The organism is Frigoribacterium sp. VKM Ac-1396, from assembly GCF_015350895.1.
Taxonomy (GTDB): domain Bacteria; phylum Actinomycetota; class Actinomycetes; order Actinomycetales; family Microbacteriaceae; genus Frigoribacterium.
In genome coordinates, this window is the sequence record NZ_JADKSD010000001.1 from 1372362 (window position 1) to 1395075 (window position 22714).

General features: G+C 71.5%; 21 protein-coding genes. 6 read left to right on the plus strand and 15 right to left on the minus strand.

Annotation, left to right across the window (positions count from 1 at the left end; all coding sequences use genetic code 11):
- The first annotated feature begins 97 nt into the window (after nucleotides 1–97).
- From ITJ55_RS06380 to ITJ55_RS06395, 4 genes are read left to right on the plus strand one after another with little or no spacing between them, the layout of a single operon-like run.
- The gene (locus ITJ55_RS06380; protein ID WP_194594550.1) at nucleotides 98–919 is read left to right on the plus strand and encodes a hypothetical protein; all 822 of its coding nucleotides are present in this window, start codon (nucleotides 98–100) and stop codon (nucleotides 917–919) included.
- Nucleotides 916–3249 (plus strand): SDR family oxidoreductase, encoded by a 2334-nt coding sequence (locus ITJ55_RS06385; protein WP_194594551.1) that lies wholly within the window; start codon nucleotides 916–918, stop codon nucleotides 3247–3249. The genes ITJ55_RS06380 and ITJ55_RS06385 overlap by 4 nt, the downstream gene beginning before the upstream one ends.
- 21 nt (nucleotides 3250–3270) lie before the next feature.
- Nucleotides 3271–4098, plus strand: a complete 828-nt coding sequence (locus ITJ55_RS06390; protein ID WP_056259055.1) for a hypothetical protein — start codon at nucleotides 3271–3273, stop codon at nucleotides 4096–4098.
- Complete coding sequence (locus ITJ55_RS06395) at nucleotides 4095–4442, plus strand: LysR family transcriptional regulator (protein ID WP_056259049.1); 348 nt, start codon at nucleotides 4095–4097, stop codon at nucleotides 4440–4442. Before ITJ55_RS06390 ends, ITJ55_RS06395 begins: the two co-directional genes overlap by 4 nt.
- Nucleotides 4443–4497: 55 nt before the next feature.
- Here the strand turns inward: ITJ55_RS06395 and ITJ55_RS06400 are convergent, their stop codons facing one another.
- From ITJ55_RS06400 to ITJ55_RS06435, 8 genes are all read right to left on the minus strand, one after another.
- Nucleotides 4498–4836, minus strand: coding sequence for a hypothetical protein (locus ITJ55_RS06400; protein WP_194594552.1), 339 nt, complete (start codon nucleotides 4834–4836; stop codon nucleotides 4498–4500).
- 42 nt (nucleotides 4837–4878) lie between these two features.
- Nucleotides 4879–6045 (minus strand): RtcB family protein, encoded by a 1167-nt coding sequence (locus tag ITJ55_RS06405; RefSeq protein WP_194594553.1) that lies wholly within the window; start codon nucleotides 6043–6045, stop codon nucleotides 4879–4881.
- A 363-nt stretch (nucleotides 6046–6408) separates the two neighbouring features.
- Nucleotides 6409–6759 carry a HepT-like ribonuclease domain-containing protein gene (locus ITJ55_RS06410; RefSeq protein ID WP_194594554.1) on the minus strand — a complete coding sequence of 117 codons (351 nt, stop codon included), beginning with the start codon at nucleotides 6757–6759 and terminating at the stop codon, nucleotides 6409–6411.
- Nucleotides 6756–7247 carry a nucleotidyltransferase family protein gene (locus ITJ55_RS06415; RefSeq protein WP_194594555.1) on the minus strand — a complete coding sequence of 164 codons (492 nt, stop codon included), beginning with the start codon at nucleotides 7245–7247 and terminating at the stop codon, nucleotides 6756–6758. The genes ITJ55_RS06410 and ITJ55_RS06415 overlap by 4 nt, the downstream gene beginning before the upstream one ends.
- A 54-nt stretch (nucleotides 7248–7301) precedes the next feature.
- Entirely contained in the window at nucleotides 7302–8510 is a 1209-nt protein-coding gene (locus ITJ55_RS06420) for a GAF domain-containing protein (protein WP_194594556.1), read from the minus strand.
- A gap of 130 nt (nucleotides 8511–8640) precedes the next feature.
- The gene (locus ITJ55_RS06425) at nucleotides 8641–9240 is read right to left on the minus strand and encodes a hypothetical protein (protein WP_194594557.1); all 600 of its coding nucleotides are present in this window, start codon (nucleotides 9238–9240) and stop codon (nucleotides 8641–8643) included.
- Between the two features lie 145 nt (nucleotides 9241–9385).
- Nucleotides 9386–9952, minus strand: a complete 567-nt coding sequence (locus tag ITJ55_RS06430; RefSeq protein WP_194594558.1) for a type 1 glutamine amidotransferase domain-containing protein — start codon at nucleotides 9950–9952, stop codon at nucleotides 9386–9388.
- 118 nt (nucleotides 9953–10070) lie between these two features.
- On the minus strand, nucleotides 10071–10970 hold the full coding sequence (locus ITJ55_RS06435; RefSeq protein WP_228498015.1) for a sugar-binding transcriptional regulator: 900 nt from the start codon (nucleotides 10968–10970) through the stop codon (nucleotides 10071–10073).
- 190 nt (nucleotides 10971–11160) lie between these two features.
- Here ITJ55_RS06435 and ITJ55_RS06440 point away from each other — a divergent pair, with 190 nt between their 5' ends.
- Entirely contained in the window at nucleotides 11161–12909 is a 1749-nt protein-coding gene (locus tag ITJ55_RS06440) for a glycerol-3-phosphate dehydrogenase/oxidase (protein WP_194594560.1), read from the plus strand.
- A 211-nt stretch (nucleotides 12910–13120) separates the two neighbouring features.
- Nucleotides 13121–13780 carry a GntR family transcriptional regulator gene (locus ITJ55_RS06445; RefSeq protein ID WP_194594561.1) on the plus strand — a complete coding sequence of 220 codons (660 nt, stop codon included), beginning with the start codon at nucleotides 13121–13123 and terminating at the stop codon, nucleotides 13778–13780.
- A gap of 67 nt (nucleotides 13781–13847) precedes the next feature.
- Here ITJ55_RS06445 and ITJ55_RS06450 read toward each other — a convergent pair whose 3' ends face one another.
- The 7 genes from ITJ55_RS06450 to ITJ55_RS06480 all read right to left on the minus strand — a co-directional run bounded on the left by ITJ55_RS06450 (nucleotide 13848) and on the right by ITJ55_RS06480 (nucleotide 22714).
- Complete coding sequence (locus tag ITJ55_RS06450) at nucleotides 13848–14888, minus strand: CNNM domain-containing protein (RefSeq protein WP_194594562.1); 1041 nt, start codon at nucleotides 14886–14888, stop codon at nucleotides 13848–13850.
- On the minus strand, nucleotides 14885–16267 hold the full coding sequence (locus ITJ55_RS06455; RefSeq protein ID WP_194594563.1) for a hemolysin family protein: 1383 nt from the start codon (nucleotides 16265–16267) through the stop codon (nucleotides 14885–14887). The genes ITJ55_RS06450 and ITJ55_RS06455 overlap by 4 nt, the downstream gene beginning before the upstream one ends.
- A 205-nt stretch (nucleotides 16268–16472) precedes the next feature.
- Nucleotides 16473–17249, minus strand: a complete 777-nt coding sequence (locus ITJ55_RS06460; RefSeq protein ID WP_235491427.1) for a GntR family transcriptional regulator — start codon at nucleotides 17247–17249, stop codon at nucleotides 16473–16475.
- Nucleotides 17230–18894, minus strand: coding sequence for an ABC transporter ATP-binding protein (locus ITJ55_RS06465; protein ID WP_194594564.1), 1665 nt, complete (start codon nucleotides 18892–18894; stop codon nucleotides 17230–17232). Before ITJ55_RS06465 ends, ITJ55_RS06460 begins: the two co-directional genes overlap by 20 nt.
- Nucleotides 18878–20869: a gamma-glutamyltransferase family protein gene (locus ITJ55_RS06470; protein WP_370544047.1), complete on the minus strand. Its 1992-nt coding sequence runs from the start codon at nucleotides 20867–20869 to the stop codon at nucleotides 18878–18880. The genes ITJ55_RS06465 and ITJ55_RS06470 overlap by 17 nt, the downstream gene beginning before the upstream one ends.
- Nucleotides 20870–20876: 7 nt before the next feature.
- Nucleotides 20877–21764 (minus strand): ABC transporter permease, encoded by an 888-nt coding sequence (locus ITJ55_RS06475; RefSeq protein WP_370544048.1) that lies wholly within the window; start codon nucleotides 21762–21764, stop codon nucleotides 20877–20879.
- Nucleotides 21761–22714 carry an ABC transporter permease gene (locus ITJ55_RS06480; RefSeq protein ID WP_056259014.1) on the minus strand — a complete coding sequence of 318 codons (954 nt, stop codon included), beginning with the start codon at nucleotides 22712–22714 and terminating at the stop codon, nucleotides 21761–21763. Before ITJ55_RS06480 ends, ITJ55_RS06475 begins: the two co-directional genes overlap by 4 nt.

A 22714-nucleotide genomic window follows, 5' to 3' on the forward strand; every position in this document is an offset into this window, starting at 1 on the left:
CCGCTTACGATACGGTGCTGAGAGCAGACTGCGCGCATCGAGACACGTTCGAGGCCCTTCTCGCCTCGTCCTTTTCTGCCCCGGAGGTCCACCCGTCATGACGACCAGAGATGCCCCGCGCGCCGACCTCGACTTCGACATCCGCGAGTTCACCAAGACGGCCCAGGGCAACTGGCGCCCCGATCTCGACCTGTCCGGCTTCGCCGCCGCCCCCCTCGGTGCCGACGCCCTGCGCCTCGTCCGTCATCTCGGCCGGCTCGAGAGCGCCACGATGGAGAACCTCCGCAACCTGCTCGTCACGGCCACCCACAAAGACACCCGGGTCACCGCGTTCCTGGTGACGTGGGCCTTCGAGAAGTTCTGGCTGGCCGATGCCCTCGACGCCGTCCTCGAGGCTCACGACGAACCCCGCAACCGTGACGTCCCCGAGGGGGCGAAGCGTCACGCCGCCTCCGAGGCGACCGAACGCCGTGGGCCCATCACGCGGGCCCTCCAGGCCGTCACCGTCGGCTCGCCGATCGTGGCCGTCCACACCACGACCGGCGCCGTCGACGAGTGGGTGCTCCGAGAGGCATACGACCGGCTCGACGAGCTCGGTGCCCACCCGACGCTGACGACCGTGGTCGAGCGGGCACGGGTCGTCAAGGCCCGTCACGAACGCTTCTTCGCGAGCGAGGCGGACTGGCGCCTGCGCGACTCGCGCCGCGCGGTCAAGATGACCCGCGCCTCCTTGCTGACGGCCGTCTGGCCGGTCGGCGCCGTCGAGCGCGCCGACTCCGAGCGCACCTTCTTCGACGCCATCGTGTTCGGCGGGGCCGAGGGCCGCGTGCGCGCCGACCGCGTGGGCGCCCTCGTCGCCGACCTGCCGGGCATGGACCCCGCCGTCGCGGCGGCCGTGACCAGAAAGCTGACCGCATGAGCTCCACCCCCGGCCTCGCCCTGCCCGACCGGACCCCCGGTGCCACGCGGGTCGACCTCGGCGACGCGCACGTCCTGCTGACCGGCGGCACCGGCTTCGTCGGCCAGGCGATCCTCGAGCGACTGCTCGCGTCGCACCCCAGCACGATCGTGACCCTGCTGATCCGCCCCAAGGCGGGCACCTCGGCCGAGGGGCGCCTGCGTCACCTGCTGAAGAAGCCGGTCTTCTCGTCGTGGCGCGACGCCGTGGGGCCCGAGGGCGTCGAGAAGGCCCTCGCCGAGCGGCTCCGGGTGATCGAGAGCGGTCTGGGCGACCTGCCCGACCTGCCCGGCGACCTCGACGTCGTCATCCACAGCGCCTCGACGGTGTCGTTCGACCCGCCGATCGACCAGGCCTTCGAGACCAACGTGGGCGGAGCGGTCGGGCTGTACGAGGCCCTGGCGAAGACCGGCACCGACCCGCACGTCGTGCACGTGTCGACGGCCTACGTCGGCGGAATCCGCAAGGGCGTGTTCCCCGAGGCGTCGCTCGGCCACGTCGTCGACTGGCGTGCCGAACGGGCCGCCGCCGCCGACGCCCGTGCCCGGGTCGAGGCTGCCTCGCGCCAGCCCGAGACGTTGCGCGGGTTCCTCGCGCAGGGCCGTGCGGCGCACGGCAAGACCGGACCGCAGGCGGTCGCGGCCGCCGCCGAGGAGGCGCGGGTCGCGTGGGTCAAGGCGCGCCTGGTCGACTACGGGCGCACCAGGGCCGAGACCCTCGGCTGGACCGACGTCTACACGTTGACCAAGGCGTTCGCCGAGCGGGCCGCCGAAGAGCTCTGGGCCGGCGCGGGCCACCGCCTGTCGGTCGTCCGACCGGCGATCGTCGAGAGCGCCCACCGCCACCCGTACCCCGGCTGGATCGACGGCTTCAAGGTCGCCGACCCGCTGATCATGTCGTACGCGCGTGGCCTGCTGCCCGAGTTCCCCGGGGTGCCCGACAGCGTGCTCGACGTCATCCCGGTCGACTACGTGGTGAACGTGATCCTCGCCGTGGCCGCCAACCCGGTCGAGGCCGGCAGCCCCCAGTACTTCCACGCCAGCTCGGGCGGCAGCAACCCGTTCTCGATCCTGCGCATGTTCGAGAACCTCAAGACCTTCTTCACCGCGAACCCGTTGCCGCGCGACGAGCACTCGTCGATCGAGGCCCCGCACTGGAACTTCCCGGGGGTGCGCAAGGTCGAGGGCGCCATCCGCACCGCGAACCGCGTGAACGACGTGCGCGAGGCCGTGCTCAGCCGCCTGCCGAGCACGCTGCGCACCCGGACGGCCCTGGCCACGGTGCAGACCCGTCGGGCCGACCTCGAGTCGCTGCAGAGCCTCACCGACCTCTACCGCCACTACGTGCAGTCCGAGATCATCTTCGACGACCGCCGTACGAGGGCGTTGCACGCCGGGTTGCCCGAGGGGTCGCCCGCCGACATCGGCTTCGACGTGACCGACGTCGACTGGGAGGCCTACTTCCAAGAGGTGCACTTCCCGTCGATCACCTCGATGACGCGGGCGTTCTCGGTGCGCCCCGCCGCGGCGGCCGTGGTCGCCGACACCCGTGCGCTGCCCCGACGCGACGACGTCGTGGCCGTCTTCGACCTCGAGGGCACGGTGCTCGCCAGCAACATCGTCGAGCAGTACCTCTGGGTGCGCTCGGCAGGCTTCCGCAAGGCCGCGTGGCCCGGCGAGGTCGCGAGCCTGCTCACCTCGCTGCCGCGCTACCTGCGCGCCGAGGGCCGCGACCGGGGCGAGTTCATCCGCACCTTCTCGCGCCGCTACGAGGGCATGCCGGTCGCCCGCCTCTCGGGCGTCGTGCGGTCGAAGGGCTACGCCGACACCGTCCTGCGCCACACGCTGCCCGACGCCCTGGCGCGCCTCGCCGAGCACCGCGCCGCGGGTCACCGCACGGTGCTGGTCACGGGCTCGATCGACACCCTGACGACGCCCCTGGCGCACCTGTTCGACGAGGTCGTCGCCAGCACCATGCACCAGCGCGGCGGGGTCTACACCGGCTACCTCGCGCAGCCGCCGCTGGTCGACGAGGCCCGTGCCGCCTGGCTGCGGCAGTACGCCCAGGCGAACGACATCGATCTCTCGGGGTCGTACGGTTATGGTGACTCGTTCGCCGACCTCGCCTGGCTCGAGATGGTCGGGCACCCGAACGCGGTCAACCCCGACAGCAATCTGGCACGCGAGGCGCTCCGAAGAAGATGGAGCATCCGCGACTGGACGCGCGGCGGCACCAGCAGCACGAGCGGCACCAGCGGCACCACAGCGAAAGGAGACGGAGGCAGGGCCTGAGCCCGCGCCTCCTGACATCACATGGCCTTCGACATCGACAAGTTCGCCGCGACCTCCGAACGACTGAGCTGGGACGACCTCGACCTCGACCACTTCCGCAAGAACCCGCTGTCGGCCGACTCGCTGCGGACCCTGCGCTACATGGCCGACGTCGAGTACCACACGGTCTGCTACACCCGTGACCTGCTGACGACTCCTTCTCACAAAGAGAACGAGATGACGACGTTCATGACGATGTGGAACCGCGAGGAGTTCTGGCACGGCGAGGCCCTCGCCGCCATCCTCGAGGTGCACGGCATCACGGTCGACTACGACCAACTGCGGGCGAACCGCCTGAAGCTCGGCTGGCGCGAGCGCCTCGACCCGGTGAAGCAGGGCCTGCTCGGCAAGATCGTCGGCTCGGACTTCGTCGCCGTCCACATGTCGTGGGGCGCCGCCAACGAGTACTCGGCCGTGTCGGCCTACAAGCGGATGGCCGAGCTCGAACAAGACCCCGTGCTCGCCGAGCTGCTGAAGCGCATCGCCAAGCAAGAGGCTCGCCACGTGGCGTTCTACGTCTCGCAGGCCCGCGAACGTCTGCTCGCGAGCAAGAAGGCGCAGAAGCTGACGCGCTTCTTGCTGTCGAAGGTCTGGGCCCCCGTCGGCTCGTCGATCATGGAGGTCGACGACGTCAAGTTCGTCTTCGGCCAGCTGATGAGCGGCGAAGAGGGTCGCAAGGCGGCCGTCAAGCTCGACCAGAACATCTCGAACCTGCCCGGCATGAGCGGCCTGACGATCTTCCAGAAGGCCCTCGACGGTCTCGGCATCCGTGCCGACTCCCCCGCCGGCGGTTCGGTCGCCACCGCGTGAAGACCAGCCACCTGCGGCACTTCCTGGTCGCCGCCGAGGTGCTGCACTTCCCCGTGGCGGCCGACAAGCTCGGCATCTCACGTCAGAAGCTCGAGTCGTCGATCGAGGCGCTCGAGCTCGAGTTCGGGGCCAAGCTCTTCGACCGTGACGTCGCGCCGTACCGGTTGACGAAGGCCGGCAAGGCCGCGGTCGTCGTCGCCGAAGACGAGCTGGCGAGCCCGTCGACCCCGACCCCACCGCCTCCCCCGCCCGCCGGCGGCAAGGCGAAGGCGTCCAAGGGCAAGGGACGCACGCCCGCCGTCAAGGGTCAGCCGAAGCCGTTCAAGAAGCGCCAGGGCCGCTAGGCCCGCAGCCCGCCACGAGATAGACACTGCGCCATCGGATTGCGTGGCGCGGTGTTCAGTTCGTGGCGGCGTCAGGCCCGACCGTGGCGAACCAGTCGGCGTACCGCGTGTTCCGTGCCATGCGGCGGGTCTCGTCGGGCGCGTCGTCGTCCCACCACACCGGGCCGCGTTCGCCGAGCGCGGTCTTCGCCGCGTCGACGCGGGCCCGGGCGGCCTCGACGGCGGCAGCGTCGTCGTCGGCCAGCGCCGTCTTCTTCGCGCGCCGCGCCTCCATCAGTTCGTGGACGAAGGAGGCGCGGGTCGCCTCGTCGAGGCGAGGGTCCGTCCGTCGCCACAACCGGCCGCGCACCACGAGGTACCGCCCGTCGGGCGTGACCAGCGGTGCAGCACTCATGGTCCGAGTCTGCACCGCCGGCCCCGCCTGCGGGCGCCGGTGTCAGTCGCCCTTGACGTTGACGATCTGCCGCAGCGTGTGGCGGATCGTCACGAGCGACGCGGCGTCGGCCATCACTTGGTCGATCGGCTTGTACGCCGCGGGGATCTCGTCGAGGAACGCGTCGGTGTCGCGGTACTCGATGCCCGTCATGGCCTCGCGCAGCTGCTCGTGCGTGAAGGTCTTCCGGGCGGCGCTCCGCGAGTAGGCGCGACCCGCACCGTGCGGGGACGACTGCAGCGCGACCGGGTCGCCCCGGCCCTCGACCACGTACGACGCGGTGCCCATCGACCCCGGGATCAGCCCCGGCTCACCGGCGCGGGCCGAGATGGCGCCCTTCCGCGACAGCCAGACGTCCTTGCCGAAGTGCCGCTCCTGCTGGGTGAAGTTGTGGTGGCAGTTGATGCGCTCCTGCTGGTCGACGGGTGCTCCGACCCAGTCGGCGAACTGCCGCACGACGCGGTCCATCATCTCCTCGCGGTTCAGCAGCGCGAACCGCTGGGCCCACCGCAGCTCGGCGACGTACCGGTCGAACTCGGGCGTGCCCTCGACGAGGTAGGCGAGGTCGGGGTCGGGCAGCGTGATCCACCACCGCTTCATGGCCGCCTGGGCGACCTTGATGTGCGTCTGGGCGATCTTGTTGCCGACTCCCCGGCTGCCCGAGTGCAAGAAGAGCCACACGGCATCGGTCTCGTCGAGGCTCACCTCGATGAAGTGGTTGCCCGAGCCGAGCGTGCCCAGCTGCAGCTGCCACGTCTTCGCGTACGACGACGGGTCGAAGCCCGCGGCCTCGGCCAGGGCGGTCAGCTCGGCGACGCGCGGCTCGGCCGTCGCCACGACCTTCGCGTTGGCGCGACCGGCCGAGGTCGGGACGGCGCGCTCGATCGCCTCGCGCAGGGGCTTCCGGTCGGCGGGCAGGTCACCCGCGACGAACTGCGTCTTCACGGCGATCATGCCGCAGCCGATGTCGACGCCGACGGCGGCCGGCATGACGGCGCCGAGCGTCGGGATGACCGACCCGACGGTGGCGCCCAGCCCGAGGTGGGCGTCGGGCATCAGGGCGAGGTGCGGGTAGATGAACGGCATCGTCGACGTCGTCCGTGCCTGCTGCTCGGTGTTCGCCTCGAGCAGGCTTGCCCAGCTGAACAGCCGGGACGTGATCTTCTCCATGGTCCTTTCGATTCTGTGAGGGGGTCGTCGTCCGGGGCGGGCGGACGTTCCCTCGTGCCGCGGCCGTCGAGCCTGCGGTGTCGAAGAGACGGGAGAACGCCCCGGGCCTCGTGGGCTCGGGGCGTCGGGTGACGTCGTCGGGCCTAGCGGAGGGGGTCGAGAGAGAGCCAGCGTCGCCCGCGGAGGGGCGTGCCCTCGACGGGCTTGCCGTCGAGGGGCTGCTGATTCAGGAGGCGCGGCGTGCGTTCGTACGACATCGCGGCCTCCTCTCGTGCTCTGTCTCGTCGTTCCGACGTGTCCGCACCGTCGATCGGCGCGGAAGACCGAACCTACATCCCGGGCGTGTCGCGTGTCCAGTGCCCGTCAGCCTCGAGCCGTCGACCGGTGCTGCCGCACGAGGGAGTGCAGGGCGGGGAAGCTACGGGTCACCGTCTGCCAGAGCGTCTCGCGATCGAGGCGGTCGTAGTGGTGGACCACGAAGTCCCGGTTCTTCGCGGCGAGCGAGAACTCGATCTCGTGGAAGCGACCGGGGTCGTGGGCGACGAGGCGCTTGCTCAGGTCGCCGACCCGGTTGGCCAGCGCCTCGAACGCCAGCGGCAGGGCGGGGTCGCCGTCGAACGCCTCCCGGCCTCGCGACACGAGTTCGTCCGACGCACGGAGGGAGGCGTCGAGGTCCGCCAACCACCGGTCGGCGCGATCGGTCGCGAGGCTCACACCGCCACCGCGTCGGCCAGGATCTCGCGATCGACCTCGGGATCGAGGGCGCGCCGAGACACGACGTCGACCTCACGCTGGAAGAGCGCCTCCATGTCGAGCTCGAACTGGGCGAAGTCGAAGTACGTCGCCTCGGGCCCGGGGTCGACCAGGAGGTCGATGTCACTGTCGGAGGACTCCGCTCGACGAGCGACCGAGCCGAAGACGCTGACCGCCTCGATGTGGCTGAGACCGGCCAGTCGACGCACGAGTCCGGCCCGGGAGGTGATCTCGTCCAACAGCGAGGTGGTCGGGGGCGCCGAGGACGCGACGCCGGACAGGGCGACGAACCGGCGCCACGGGACGATGACGACCTCGGGTCGTCGGTGTGGTCCGACGACGACGGCGGGGCGATCGGGGTCGAGCCGGAAGTCGTTCATCAGTCGACTGAGCCCGCTCCGAGCGGCGGCCACGGCCATGACGTCGGCGGCGCCTGAGGAGGATTCCATGCGACGAGACTAACCGAACGAGCAGAAGATGTACATCTTCGTGTACATCGAAGGTCAGGCGCGGGCGACGACCTGCCGGGCGAGTTCGCGCTGCACGCTGAGGGCGAGCTCGCGCAGCATGACGAGGTCGACGCTCTCGATCGTGCGGGGCTCGGGGTCCGCGACGCAGAGGGCGCCGATGCGGACGCCGTCGGGGCTCTCGACCGGGTATCCGGCGTAGAACCGCGCCGGTGCCTCGACGCCGAAGCGCTCGTCCGCCCAGGCGTCCTCGACGACGAACGGCTGACCGCCGGCCACCGTGTGGGCGCAGAACGACAGGGCGGCCGGCATCTCGCGGTCACCGCCGCCGACCAATGCCTTGTTCCACGTGCGGTCCGCCGTGACGAGCGAGAACGCGGCCCCGCTCGCGCAGAGCAGGGTCCGTGCCCGTTCGACGATGTCGTCGAAGCGCTCCTCGGGGTCGGTGTCGAGCAGGCCGAGCGCCCGGATCGCCTCGACGCGGTCGACCTCGGCCTGGGGGGCGTGTCGGCGTGCCCGCGCCACCCCGCCGCCGGCGGACATCTGGGCGTCGAGCATGGGCGCGAGCAGCTCGGCCTGCGCCTCGCCCCAGCGCGCGTACTTCGCGATCAGCTGGTCGCGGTCGTCGTGGCCCGAGAGCGGCGACGGCGGCATGAGGACGTGCACGCGGGGATGCGTCGAGCAGACGTCGCGGATGACGTCGTTCAGTGCGGCCGCGTGTCGGTCGACGAGACCCCCGCAGGCGATGCGGAACACGGTGACCTCGCTGGGGGCCTGGATGCCCGTCACCAGCACGGGGCTGCTGGCGCCGCCGGTCTCGGTCTCGATGTGCACGAGCAGGTCGACGAAGGCCCGTCGCCACTTCGTGAGATCGGTCATCTCGAGGGCGTCGTTGATTCCGGTCACCACGACCACGGCGTCGTAGCGCGTGAGGTCGCGGTCGGCGAGCACGCGGCGGGCGGTGGGCGTGCGCATCGCGGGGTCGGCGAGCACGTCGACGTCGACGCCCCGGCCCGTCGACTGAGAGACGGCGCGTGCGAGGTGCCCGGCGAGGCCGAGGTCGTGGCTGCGGACGCCCCACCCCACGGCGGGTCCGCTGCCGAACAGCAGGACGCGGTCGGGGCTGACTCCCGGCGCGTGAGCCCGGGCGACGCCCTCGGGCTTCGGCAGCCCGAGCCGGCGGTCGAACCACCGGTTGCGCTGCCGGATCACCCCGTGCAGCGCGAGGGTCACGAAACGGTTCATGCCGGGCTCCTCCCACGACGGTGGCCTGATCGACGAGGGCTCTGCGTGGTGAGGGCCGAGCGGTGTCACTCCATGGTCGCCGACGTCGTCGGGGCCGGCCAGCCCCAGGTCGGGGGCCGACGCGCGGGCGTCAGAACGACCGCGGCGCGTCGGACCCCGGAGGGGGCTGTGCGAGCAGGCGCGCGATGTCCCCGTCGACGAAGTCCCGGAGGCGCTGGTCGCGTTCGTCGTGGTACGCCGGGTCGACCGCCTCGACGGCCGACACCCGGGTGACGATGACGGCACCGACGTCTCCCCAGGCCCGTTCGACGGCTGCGGCGACGATGCCGCCGACGAAGTCGTCGTCGGACTGCAGGTCGTCGAGCCTCTCGGCCACGGCCGTGTAGGTCTTCTCGCGGAACCACAGGGTGTCGTCGTCGCCCCGCCGGTAGTCGTGCTGGTGGCGAGACCGGCCCTTGGCCTTCAGGGCCTTGGCCCGTTCGCCGGCGATGCGTTCGTTCTGCTCCCGCTGCTCGGCGGCGAGCCGCCCGAGGATCGTCCGCACGGCCTCGCGGGTGCGGTCGTGGTCGAAGTGCTCGTGGTCGCGCAGGGCTCGGATCACGATCGAGTTGGCGACCGACACGACGGCCGCGGCCCGTGAGATCAGGACGCCCTCGGACACGGCGCGTTCGAGTGCGACGGGGTCGGGCGTCGCGGGTTCCGAGGGGACGGCGCGCGTCTTGCCGAACATCGTCGCGCCCCTCTCTCGATCGGTCGGTCGCCTCAGCGACCGGGTGCGGGCCGACGACCGGCCCGAACACCCATTAAAGACCCGTGCGGGTGCCCGTCGTCCCCCGTCGGGGCACGATGGGCACCCGCACGCAGCGGGACGGACCCTAGGCGGTCTCGGCCAGGGCGGTCGAGGCCTCGCGGACGAAGTCGTCGAGGTCGTCGGGGTCGCGCGACGTCACGAGCGTGAAGCCCTGCTCGACATCGGTCACGACCGAGCGGTCGACCCAGGTGCCGCCTGCGTTGCGGACGTCGGTCTGCAACGACGCGAACGACGTGAGCTCCTTGCCCTCGACGAGTCCGGCCTCGATCAGCGCCCACGGGCCGTGGCAGATGGCCGCGACGGGCTTGCCGGCCGCCGCGAACGCCTTGATGAGGTCGACGGCGTCGCTCTCGGTGCGGAGGGTGTCGGCGTTGATGGTGCCGCCGGGCACGAGCAACATGTCGTGGTCGGCGGCGTCGGCCTCGGCGATCGTCGTGTCGGGACGGACGGTCTGCCCCGGGTCCTTGTCGCCGACGAGGGTCTCGACCGGCTCGGTCGACACGGCGGCGACGACGACGGTCGCGCCCTGTTCGCGCAGCTTCGCGACGGGGACGACGAGCTCGTCCTGCTCGACGCCGTAGTTGGTGACGATCGCGAGGACGCGACGTCCGGTGAGTTCGGTGCTTGCCATGGTGATGCTCCTCTCGGGGCCCGCGTGGGGGCCCGGTGTGCGACCGTTCCCGTCTACGCGTGCGGGCTGGGTCGCGGCTGGCCCGCTGTACCCCGACCGCGCCTCCTGCCCTCGAGCGTCAGCTCGCGAGGAGGGCCCGGGCCGTCCCCTCGTCGAGGATGAGGTCGGTGACCAGGCCGGCGGCCAGGGCCCCCCGGACGCTGACGACCTTCGCCTCGCCGGCGACGACGCAGACGCGTCGTGGCGTCCGCCGGATGGTCGCCAGGTCGGGCCCGGTCGCCCGCTGGTTCAGCTCGATGTCGGCCGACGAGCCGTCCTCGCGGAAGAAGACCGTCGCGACGTCGCCGACGACGTGGTCGTGGACGAGGCTGTCGTGGTCGCTCTGCTCGAGGTAGCCCCCCGAGTAGACGTGGCTCGGCACGTGCGCCTCGCGCGAGCCGACGCCGAAGACCACGAGGTCCATCTCGCCCTGCAGCGACAGGACGCGGCGAGTGCTGCGCTCGCTCCACAGCGCGCGCTTGGTGTCGGGGTCGTCGAAGAACGCGGGCACCGGGAACTGCTGGATCAGCGCGCCGTACGCGTGCCCGAAGCGGCGGAGGATCTCGCTCGCGTACTCGATGCCGGTGGTGCGGGTGTTGGCTGCTCCGTTCAGCTGCACGAAGACGGTGTTGTGCGTCGTCTTGGGCACCAGGTACCGGCTCACCGCACTCACGGTCGAGCCCCACGCGACGCCCACCACCATGTTCGAGTCGACGTACTGCGTGAGCGTTCGTGCAGCCGACAGCGCCACCCGGTCGAGCCGGTCCACGTCGCTCGTCTGGTCGGGCACCGGGACGACGTGCGCGACCACGCCGAAGCGGCGGTGCAGGCCGTCCCCGACGGCGGTGGGCTGGTCGAGGGGCGACTTGATCTGGATGTCCACGAGACCGGTCTCACGAGCCGACTTCAGGAGGCGCGACACCGACGACCGGGACGTCTGCAGCTCGTGCGCGATGGCCTCCATGGTGAGGTCCTGCATGTAGTAGAGATGCGCCGCGCGCAGTGCCTCCTGGGTGCGTTCGGACTGATCGCCAGCGACCACGGAGACCTCCTTGCACGTTCGTGCAGATACGTTGCACCTTGTGTGCATCGGGACGACGATGAATCTACCGGCCCGCACGACGAGTCGGCCACCACCACCAGACATCGCATCGAAAGAAGCAGTGACCATGTCGAAGAAGACAGACACCATCCGTCCCAACGTGCAGCGCATCGTCGACCGCCCGACGGCGCAGGTGCTCGTCGTCGGCGGTGGCATCAACGGCATCGCGACCTTCCGCGACCTCGCCCTGCAGGGCGTCGACGTCGTGCTCGTCGAACGCTCCGACTACGCCTCGGGTGCGTCCGCGGCCTCGTCGCACATGATCCACGGCGGCATCCGCTACCTCGAGAACGGCGAGTTCCGCCTCGTCCGCGAGAGCGTCGAAGAGCGCAACGGGCTGCTCAAGATCGCTCCGCACTACGTGAAGCCGCTGCAGACCACGATGCCGATCTTCTCGACGTTCAGCGGCATCTTGAACGCGCCGCTGCGCATGCTCACGCACAAGCAGCGCTCCACGAAGGAGCGCGGCGCACTGCTGATCAAGGTCGGCATGACCATGTACGACTCGTTCTCGCGCGACGGCGGCTCGGTGCCGCGGCACAAGTTCCTCGGGCGCAAGAAGGCCCTGGCCGAGATGCCGCACCTGAACGAGTCGCTCAAGTACACCGGCACCTACTACGACGCCTCGGTCCACGAGCCCGAGCGCCTGGCCCTCGACGTGCTGAAGGACGGCCTAGCCGCCGGCGACAACGCCCGCAGCGCGAACTACCTCGAGGCCGTCGGCACCGCCGACGGTGGCGTCACCTTGCGCGACGTGGTCAGCGGCACCGAGTTCACCGTCAAGGCCGACGTGGTCGTCAACGCCTCCGGCCCCTGGACCGACCTCACCAACAAGGCCTTCGGCGCCGAGTCGCAGTACATGGGCGGCACCAAGGGTTCGCACATCGTCGTCGACAGCCCCGAGCTGCTCGAGGCCACCAACGGCCGCGAGATCTTCTTCGAGAACAACGACGGCCGCATCGTGCTGATCTATCCGCTCAAGGGCCGCGTGCTGATCGGCACCACCGACCTCGAGGCCGACATGGCCGAGCCCGCCGTCTGCACCGAAGAAGAGGTCGACTACTTCTTCGACCTCGTCAAGCACGTCTACCCGACCATCGAGCTGAACCGCGACCACATCGTGTACCGGTACTCGGGCGTGCGCCCGTTGCCGAAGCACGACGACCTCGCCGCCGGCTTCGTGTCACGCGACTACCGCATCGTCGAGACCGAGGTCGCCGAGCTGCCCGGCACGACGGTGCTCAGCCTCGTCGGCGGCAAGTGGACGACCTTCCGGGCCCTGTCGGCGCACCTCTCGACCGAGGCGACGACGAAGCTCGGCGTGACCCGGTCCGTCGACACGACGGGCATGGCGATCGGCGGCGGCAAGGGGTTCCCGACCACCGACGGCGCCCGCACCACCTGGATCGCCTCCCACGCGGACGGACTCGACCGCGACCAGGTCGACCGTCTGCTGACCCGCTACGGAACCCGCGCCTCCGAGGTCATCGAGGTGCTGCTCGACCAGCCGTCGCAGGCCCTCGAGGCCGACCCGACGCTCACCACGGCCGAGATCGCCTACTTCGCCGAGCACGAGGACGCCGTCCACCTGGCCGACGTCGTCCTGCGCCGCACGAACCTCGCGTTCGTGGGAGGCGTCACGATCGAGCTGCTGACCGAGATCGCGGACGTCATGGCCGACTCGCTCGGCTGGACGCCCGAGCAGCGCGACGACGAGATCGAGCAGACCCTGACGACTCTGCGCGACGCCCACGGCGTCGAGGTCGCCTCGCAGCACGTCCCGGTGGCGGCACCCGCCACGGCGACCGCCGAGTAAGGACGCCGACCCGACCCGACCCGAGTCGAGAAGCCCCGCCCCTCCGTCGAGGGGCGGGGCTTCGTCGTGCTGACAGCGTCGTCCCGGCGTCGTCGTCACGGCCATGCGGGTTAGAATTGACATTCTACCTTCACTGCCCATCGGGCAACGAAAGCCGAAAATGTATTAGTATGTCGGCTGGGCATCCCGCCCCAGATCTCCAGGAGGCCGCATGCCGATCCCCGTCTCTCCCCCAGCCGCCGAGCGGCAGCTCTTGCGCGACACGGTCCGCAGCCGCATCCGTGACGCGATCATCGACGGCACGCTCGAGCCCGGCGAGCGACTGCACGACGACGAGCTGATCGCCTGGCTGCAGGTCTCACGCACCCCCATCCGAGAGGCCCTCGGCGACCTCGTCCGTGCCGGTCTGGTCGAGATGGCCCCGAACCGCTACACGAAGGTCGCCACCCCCAAGGCCGAAGAGGCCGTCGAGGCGGTGCAGACCCTGGGCGTGCTCTTCGCGGGTGCCGTCCGTCTCGCCGTGCCGAACCTGACGCCCGAGGTCACCCGCGACATCGTGCGGGCGATCGACGTCTGCCTCGACGACCTCGCCCGCGAGGACGGCCCGGCGCTCAACGCCCACGCCGTCGCCCTGTTCTCGACCTACGTCGAGCACTGCGGCAACCCCGCCCTCGTCAAGGTCTGCTCGGACGTCACCGACGGCCTCGCCTACAAGTTGCGGGTGCCGAACATCGTGCAGGTGCTGCACTGGGACTCGATGGCCGCGTCGTTCACGGCCCTCCGCCGGGCGACCGAGGCGGGCGACCCGATCGCGGCCGAGGCGGCGGCCGCCGAGGTGCACGCCCTGCCCGGCCCACACACCCCCAGCTGAGGCGCCGCCCGCCGGCCGCCGGCACCGGCACCGGCACCGGCACCGGCACCGGCACCGGCACCGACCATCACGTCACGGTGACGTCGTCGACCTCTCCGACGAGCTCTTCGATGATGTCCTCCAAGAACAGCACTCCGGTGGTGACTCCGTCGGGCGAGACCGACCGGGCCACGTGGGCGCCGACCCGGCGCATCGAGGCGAGGGCATCCTCGAGGTCGGTGTCCCGACCGACCGCTCCGAGGCGACGGATGCGCTTCTCGGGCACGGGCGCCCCGAACGACTCGTCGTCGACGAGGTCCATGACGTCCTTGAGGTGGAGGTAGCCGGTGGGCTGACCCTCACCGTCGGTCAGCACGTAGCGCGAGTACCCGCGGGCCGCCACGGCCCGCTGCACGTCCGCCGGCGTCGACCCCGGTGCCAGGTGCACCATCTCGTCGAGGGGCACCTCGACGTCGCGCACCTTGCGGGTGGTGAACTCGAACGCGGCCGACAGGGTGCCCGACGAGTCGGTCAGGGTGCCCTCTCGCGTCGACTGCAGCACGATCGTCGCGACCTCGTCGAGGGTGTACGAGCTCGTCGCCTCGTCCTTCGGTTCGACCCGGAAGGCCCTCAGCACGCCGTTGGCGACGGCGTTCAGCGACCAGATGACCGGCTTGAAGACGGTCGCCACGAAGACGAGCGGCGGCGCCAGGATCAGCGCGGCCCGGTCGGGCACCGAGAACGACAGGTTCTTCGGGATCATCTCGCCCACGACCACGTGCAAGAACGTGACGAGCACGAGCGCCACGACGAAGGCGACCACGCCGATCGCCTCGGCCGAGAGGCTGGTGAGTCCGAGCGGGATCTCGAGCAGGTGGTGGATCGCCGGCTCCGAGACGTTCAAGATGACGAGCGAGCAGACGGTGATGCCCAGCTGGCTGGTGGCCAGCATGAGCGTCGCGTGCTCCATCGCCCAGAGCGTCTTCGCCGCCGCCTTGCTGCCGGCCTCGGCACGCGGCTCGATCTGCGAGCGGCGGGCCGAGATGACGGCGAACTCGGCGCCGACGAAGAATCCGTTGACGACCAGCAGCACGACGAGCCAGACGATGCCGGGCAGGTACTCGCTCATCGGGTGACCCCTTCTCTCAGTGAGGCGACCACGCGGTCGTGCTCGGTGGTGGGCGCGACGGCGTCGAGGCCGCCCGCGGGGTCGGGCGCCGGGACGAAGCGCAGTCGTTCGAGGCGTCCCTGCGCGACGCGCTCGACCCGCAGGCTGCCGCTACCGCTCTCGAGGGCGACCTCGTCGCCGACCTCGGGCAGTCGGTCGAGCCGGTCGATGACGAAGCCGGCGACGGTCTCGTAGTCGCCGTCGTCGGGCACGCGGATGCCCGCCCGGTCGGCGAGCTCGTCGGGCCGCAGAGCACCGTCGAAGAGCACGGTGCCGGCCTGGCGCACGATGCCCACGCGGGCCCGGTCGTGCTCGTCCTCGAGCTCGCCCACGAGTTCTTCGACGACGTCCTCGAGGGTGACGAGCCCGGCGGTCCCGCCGAACTCGTCACGGACGACCGCGAGCTGCAGGCCGCCGTGGCGCAGCAGGCCGAGCAGCGAGTCGGTGCCCATGCTCTCGGGCACGAACCGCGCCTCCTGCATCAGCGAGGTCGAGCCGACGGAGGCGCGCTCGGCGAGCGGGACGGCGAACGCGTGCTTCACGTGCACGACGCCGACGATGTCGTCGCTGTCGTCGCCGATCACCGGGAACCTCGAGAACCCCGAGGCGAGGGCGGCCTCGACGACGTCGGCGGCCGTGCCGGTCGAGGCGACGGTCGTCATGCGGACGCGCGGGGTCATCACCTCGGAGGCGTCGTGCTGCGAGAAGCGCAGGGTGCGGCCGAGCAGGGTCGCGTGGTCCTGGTCGAGCTGGCCCTCGAGCGCCGACCGGCGCACGAGCGAGCTGAGCTCTTCGGCCGAGCGGGCCCCCGACAGTTCTTCTTTCGGCTCGATGCCCATCGCACGGATGGCGGCGTTGGCCGTGTCGTTGAACAGCACGATGAGCGGCTTGAACACCGTCGTGAACGCCACCTGGAACGGGACGACGAACTTGGCCGTGGCCAGGGGGAGCGCGAGGGCGAAGTTCTTCGGCACGAGCTCGCCGACCACCATCGAGAAGAGGGTGGCGAGCACGATGCCCGCGACGCTGCCCACGACCGGCACGGCCCCGGCGGGCACGCCCACGGCGTCGAGCGGTCCGCTCAGCAGCGAACTGATGGCCGGCTCGAAGGTGTACCCGGTCAGCAGCGTGGTGAGCGTGATGCCGAGCTGCGCACCCGAGAGGTGCGTCGAGGTGATGCGCAACGCACCGATCGTCGGACCGAGGCGTTTCTCGCCCCGGTCGCGCCGCGCCTCCAGCTCGCTCCGGTCGAGGTTGACCAGCGAGAACTCGGACGCGACGAAGAAGCCGGTGCCGACGGTCAGCACGAGGCCGATGCCGACCATGACCCACTCATTCATGTCGCCCCTCCCCGTCTGTGACGACCGCACGAGCGGTCAGGCGCGGGAGAGGCCAGGGCATGTGAGAGGGAGGTTCGTCCATGACCGAGAACAGTAAGCAGCGACGCCGCCCGTCACCTGAGAACGTGCAGCCCCTGCACGCCCGGGCCCCGACGGGCCTCCGTCGACGACCGGCGGCGGCGGCGGCGAGCCGAGGAGGCGCGGGTCAGGTCGTCGAGGACGCCGGCGCCGTGCTGGCCGACGCCGCGATCGTCGGCGGCAGGGCGGGCGGGGTGGCCCGCAGGTCGGCCACGCGGTCGGCGGGTTCGGTGCGGGCCAGGAACCCGATGCGCGACTCGCGCACGTGCCAGCCCATCAGCTCGGCGGCCGCCGCCTCGTCGCCCGCGTCGATCGCCGCGAGGATGCGGCGGTGGTCGGGCCAGAGCCGCTTGCCGCGCGAGAACGTGTCGAGGGCGTAGAGCCACTCGATCTTGTTCGAGAGCTGGCGCAGCAGGGTGCCGAGCGTGGCGCTGCCACTCAGGCGCGCGACGCCGACGTGGAACCGGTCGTTCAGCTCGACCAGCCGGTCGAGGTCGCCCGCCTCGACGGCCTCGTCGCCGTCGTCGAGCAGCTGCCCGAGTTCGCGGCGGGTGCGCCACCAGTCCTCGGGCGGGCTGGGCTCGCCGAACAGCTCGCGGGCCCGCAGTGCGGCCCGCCGCGCGGTCGAGATCTCGAGCGCCTCGCGCACCGCGAAGAGGTCGTCGGCCTCGTCGACCGGGATCGCCGCGACCCGACTGCCCACGTTCGGCGTCGACACGACGAAGCCCTCGGCCTCGAGCGCGCGCAGCGCCTCGCGCACCGGCACCCGCGAGACCCCGTGGCGGCGGGCGACCGACGCCTCGGTGATGCGGGTGCCCGGCACGAGGCGGCCGTCGACGATCTCTCGGCGGAGGGCGTCGACGAGCACGACGGGGGGCGTGCCCTCAGAGGGCGAGGCTGGCACCGGGGATGGCTCCCAACAGTTCGGTCGTGTACTCGGCACGGGGCGACAGGAAGATGTCGTCGACGCTACCCCGCTCGACCACGGCACCCTTGCGCATCACCACCACGTCGTGGGCGATCTGCCGCACGACCGCGAGGTCGTGGGTGATGAACAGGTAGCTCAGGCCGAGTCGTCGTTGCAGGTCGCCGAGCAGCTCGAGGATCTGCTCCTGCACGAGCACGTCGAGGGCCGAGACGGCCTCGTCGCAGATCAGCAGCTCGGGCTCGAGGGCGAGCGCCCGCGCGATCGCCACGCGCTGCCGCTGCCCGCCCGACAGTTCGTTCGGTCGGCTCTGCGCGACCGAGCGCGGCAGGGCCACCTGGTCGAGCAGCTCGGCGACGCGCTGCCGACGGGAGGCGCGGTCGCCGACGCCGAAGATGCGCAGCGGCTCGTCGACCAGCCGCTCGATGCTGTACGACGGGTCGAGCGAGCCGTAGGGGTCCTGGAAGACCGGCTGCACCCGACGCCGCAACGCCCGACGTGAGGCACCACGGCTCGCCGTGATGCTCTCGCCGTCGATCAGGGCCGACCCGCTCGTGGCCGTCTCGAGGCCGAGCACGATGCGGGCGACGGTCGTCTTGCCCGAGCCGGACTCGCCCACGATCGCGGTCGTCGTGCCGCGCGGCACCTCGAACGAGACGTGGTCGACGGCCCGCACCTGCTCGCCACGGCGACCCCGGAGGCGGAACTCCTTGACCAGGTCGGTGACGGTCAGGATCGGGTCGACCCGCGCCTCCTCGGCGTCCGTCGCCGTCTCGAGCACGGTCTCGCCGCGACGCGACGCGGTGGCCGAGGCCAGCGTCGGCGCGGCCGCGACCAGGCGCTTCGTGTACTCGTGCTGCGGGCGACGCAGGATCTGCTCGGGGGTGCCCTGCTCGACGACGCGACCCTCGAGCATCACGACGATGCGGTCGGTGCGGTCGGCGGCGAGCCCGAGGTCGTGCGTGATGAACAGCAGCGACGTGCCCCCGCTCTCGACGAGCGTCTGCAGGTGGTTCAGGATCTGCCGCTGCACCGTCACGTCGAGCGCGCTGGTCGGCTCGTCGGCGATCAGCAGCTGCGGCTCACGGGCCAGGGCGATCGCGATGAGCACGCGCTGGCGCATGCCGCCCGAGAACTCGTGCGGGAACTGCCCCGCCCGACGCTCGGCCTCGGGGATGCCCGCCTCGGTCATCAGGGCGACGACGCGGCGCTGCACCTCGTCGTGGCCCCGCAGGCCGTGGGTGCGCAGGGCGTCGGCGATCTGCGCACCGACCTTCATCGACGGGTTGAGGTTCGTCGAGGGGTCCTGCGGCACGAGGCCGATGCGGGCGCCGCGCACCTGGCGCATCGGCGCCTCGGACGCCTGCGCCAGGTCGAGGGCGTCGCCGTCGGGCCCGGCGAGCTTGATCGAGCCGCCCGTGATGTGGCCGGCACCGGGCAGCAGCCGCAGGATGGCCGCGACCACCGTCGACTTGCCCGAACCGGACTGGCCGACGATCGCGACCCGTTCGCCGGGCCGGACGTCGAGGTCGACGCCGTGCACGGCCGGGGTGTCGCCGAACGAGACGCGCAGGTCGCGCACGCTCAGCAGCGGTGGGGTCGTGTTCTCAACGTCCTGCGGCATAGGCCTGGGCTCCTCGGGGGTTGGCGGCGGCGGAGAGCACGCCGGTCTCGGGGTCTCGCGACACGCTCGACAACCGGCCGAGCGACCAGTCGCCGGCGCGGGTGACGACGTGGCCGCGGGCGACCAGGGCGGCGATGACGTCGTCGCCCAGGCGGTCCTCGACCACGACGCCGCCGGGCGTCCAGGTGCGGGGCCAGAAGCTGCCGGGGAACGACGTGGTGTGCAGGGCCGGGGCGTCGATCGCCTGCTGCGGCGTGTAGCCGCCGACGATCGTGCGCAGCAGGTAGAGCAGCTGCCACTGGTCCTGCTGGTCGCCGCCGGGCGAGCCGAGGGCGACCACGGGCTGACCGTCCTTCAGCACGAGGGTCGGGGTCAACGTGGTACGCGGGCGGGTGCCGGGTTCGAGCGTCGACGCCGTGCCCTCGTCGAGCCACGACATCTGCAGGCGGCTGCCGAGGCAGAAGCCCAGCTCGGGGATCGTCGGCGACGACTGCAGCCAGCCGCCCGACGGGGTCGCCGAGACGACGTTGCCCCAGCGGTCGACCACGTCGAGGTGGCACGTGTCGCCGCGGGTGTCACCCGTCGGCTCGGTGAACGGCTCGGCCAGACGGTCGGCAGGAGGCGCGGTGCCGGTGGGCGGGGCGTCCTCGGCGGGCGCGGTGGCCGCGGCGGTGGACGCGGTCGCCGTGGCGGTGGACGCGGTCGCCGTGGTCGGGGTGCTCGACGCGGTCGGGCTGTTCGACGCGCTCGGGGCGCTCGGGGCGGCGACCGTGGGCTCGCCGACGCCGGCGGGCGCCTCGCTGAGTGCGGGCGGCAGGTACTCGGTGCGCATCGTCGGCAGGGCGTACGGCTCGCGGCCGGGGACGTCGCCGGGACGCAGCTCGTGCGAGGCCCGCTCGCCGATCAGCGCGCGCCGCTCGTCGGCGTAGGCGGCCGACAGCAGGGTGTCGAGCGGCACGTCGCCCGGGCCGTACCAGGCCTCGCGGTCGGCCATCGCGAGCTTCTGCGCCTCGACGATCGTGTGCGCACCGTCGGCGGTCGACGGGTCGAGCACCTCGTCGTCGAGCGGCTCGAGCAGGGCCAGCACCTGCAGCAGGGCCGGACCCTGGCCCCAGGCACCGGTCTTGGCGACGGTGTGACCACGGAACTCGACGGTGGTCGCGGGCTCGGTCGTCGCCCGGAAGGCAGCGACGTCGGCGGCCGTGATGACGCCCGCGTGGTCGGTGCCCGACGAGTGACGGTGCGGAGTGCGGACGAACGCGTCGATCGCCTGCGCGACGTGTCCGCTGCCCCACTCGACCCGCGCCTCCTCGATCTTCGCCTCACGGGTCGCGTCGGGGCCGAGGGCCTCGCCGGCCGCGACCAGCTCGTCGAGGACGGCCGCGTAGGCAGGGTTGGTCAGCAGGTCGCCCTCGCGGGGCACCTCGCCGCCCGGCATCCACTGCGCGGCAGACGTCGGCCAGTGCTCGGTGAACAGGTCGGCCACGGTCTCGATGGTCGAGGCCACGCGCGCCACGATCGGGTGGCCGTCGCGGGCGTAGCCGATCGCGTACGCGAGCACGTCGGCGAGCGGCCAGGTGCCGTGCTCGGCCAGCAGCTTGAGCCAGGCGTCGACGGCACCGGGGACGGCGGCGGCCAGGGCTCCCGAACCGGGGACGAGCTCGAGGCCCTCGGCCAGGTAGTGCTCGCGCGTCGCCGCGGCGGGGGCGGGCCCCTGGCCGACGAGCACCGTCGGGGCGTCGGGCGCGTCGGCCGTGGCGTAGATCGCGGTGAGGTCGCCCCCGGGGCCGTTGAGGTGGGGCTCGACGACGTGCAGCACGAAGGCTCCGGCGACCGCGGCGTCGAAGGCGTTGCCGCCACGCTCGAGCACCGACTGCGCCGACGCCGTCGCCAGCCAGTGGGTCGACGACGTCATGCCGAAGGTGCCCCGCAGGTCGGGGCGGGTGACGAACTCGTCGGGGGTGGTGTAGCTCACGAGGGATTCACTTCCGGTCGCTGGCGGTGGGGTCGAGGGCGTCGCGCAGGGCGTCGCCGAACAGGTTGAAGCCGAGGCAGATCACGGCGATCGCGAGCCCCGGCACGACGGCCGCGAACGGCGCCTTCGCCAGGTACTGCTGCGCGTCGCTGAGCATGATGCCCAGACTGGCCGTCGGCGGCTGGATGCCCAGCCCCAAGAACGACAGCAGGGCCTCGCCGATGACGGCGACCGGCATGATGACCGTCGCCTGCACGATGATCGCCGAGACGCAGTTCGGCAGCACGTGCTGGAAGATCACGCGCAGGCCGGTGGCGTCCATCGTCGTCGCGGCGAGCACGAAGTCGGTCGACTTGATGCGCAGAGTCTCCCCGCGCACCACGCGGATCATCGTCGGCACCTGCGCGATGCCGAGGGCGACCACGGCGTTCGTCAGGCTCGGGCCGCTGATCGCGGCGAGCGCCACGGCGATGATCAAGAACGGGAAGGCCAGCATCACGTCGGTCAGGCGCGAGATGACGCCGTCGAGCCAGCGCCAGTAGCCGGCCAGCAGGCCGAGCGGGGTGCCCACGACGACGGCCAGCAGCACCGAGAGCACGCCCACCTGCAGCGAGACGCGGATGCCGTAGACGGTCCGCGAGAGGATGTCGCGGCCGAGGTCGTCGGTGCCGAGCAGGTAGCCGACCGTGCCGGGCACCTGGAACGGCAGCTCGAAGTTCACCCGGGTCGGGTCGTAGGGCGCGAGCAGCGGCGCGGCGAGCCCGGCGACCAGGACGATGAGCAGCATCACGCCGCCCGCGATGCCGAGCCGGTTGTGCCGCAGCCCCCGCCAGACCCGACCCCGGGCCGAGCCGAGGCCGGCCCCCTGGGCGGTGGGTGTCTCGATGACGGTCACGATGCGCCTCCTACCCTGATGCGCGGGTTGATGACGGAGTACAGGACGTCCACCGCCAGGTTGATCACGATGTAGCCGACCGTGATGATCAGCACGACGGCCTGGATCACCGGGTAGTCGCGGGTGAAGACCGAGTCGAGCGTCAGCTTGCCGAAGCCCGGCAGCGCGAAGATGCGTTCGGTGACGACAGCGCCCGAGATCAGGCCGCCGAGCTGCAGGCCGACGATCGTGACGACGACGATCATCGAGTTGCGCAGCCCGTAGCGCATCAGCACCCGGCCACGGCCGAGGCCCTTGGCCCGGGCGGTGCGCACGTAGTCGGTCTTCATCGTCTCGATCATCGAGGCCCGCGTCTGCCGCATGATGACGGCCGCCAGGCTCGTGCCGAGGATCAACGCCGGCAGGGTGAGGTGGTAGAACGCGCTCGCCGGGTTCTCGGCGACCGGCACGTAGCCCGACGCCGGGAACAGGCCCAGGCCCGCCGCGAGCCAGAGGATCGCGAGGATGCCGAGCCAGAAGTTCGGCACCGACAGACCGACCAGGGCGGCGGCGTTGGCCATCCACTCGGGCCAGCGGCCGCGATAGCGCTCGGCGACGACGCCCAGCGCGACGCCCACGACGACCGCGACGACGATCGCGTAGAGCGCCAGCCACAACGTGACCGGCAGGGTCGCGCCGATCAGTTCGGTGACGGGCGTGCCCGTGCGGGTCGACTCGCCGAAGTCGCCTCGGAAGAAATTGCCGACGAACCGGCCGTACTGCACGATCAGCGAGTCGTCGAGGCCGAGGTCGGCGCGGATCGCCGCGACGCGCTCGGGCGTCGCCTCTTCACCGGCCAGTGCCAGGGCCGGGTCTCCGGGCAGCTGGCGCACGCCCCAGAACACGACGATCGAGGCGATCACCAGCGTGACGGCCGACTGCCAGAGCCGGGTGAGCAGGTAACGGGTCAT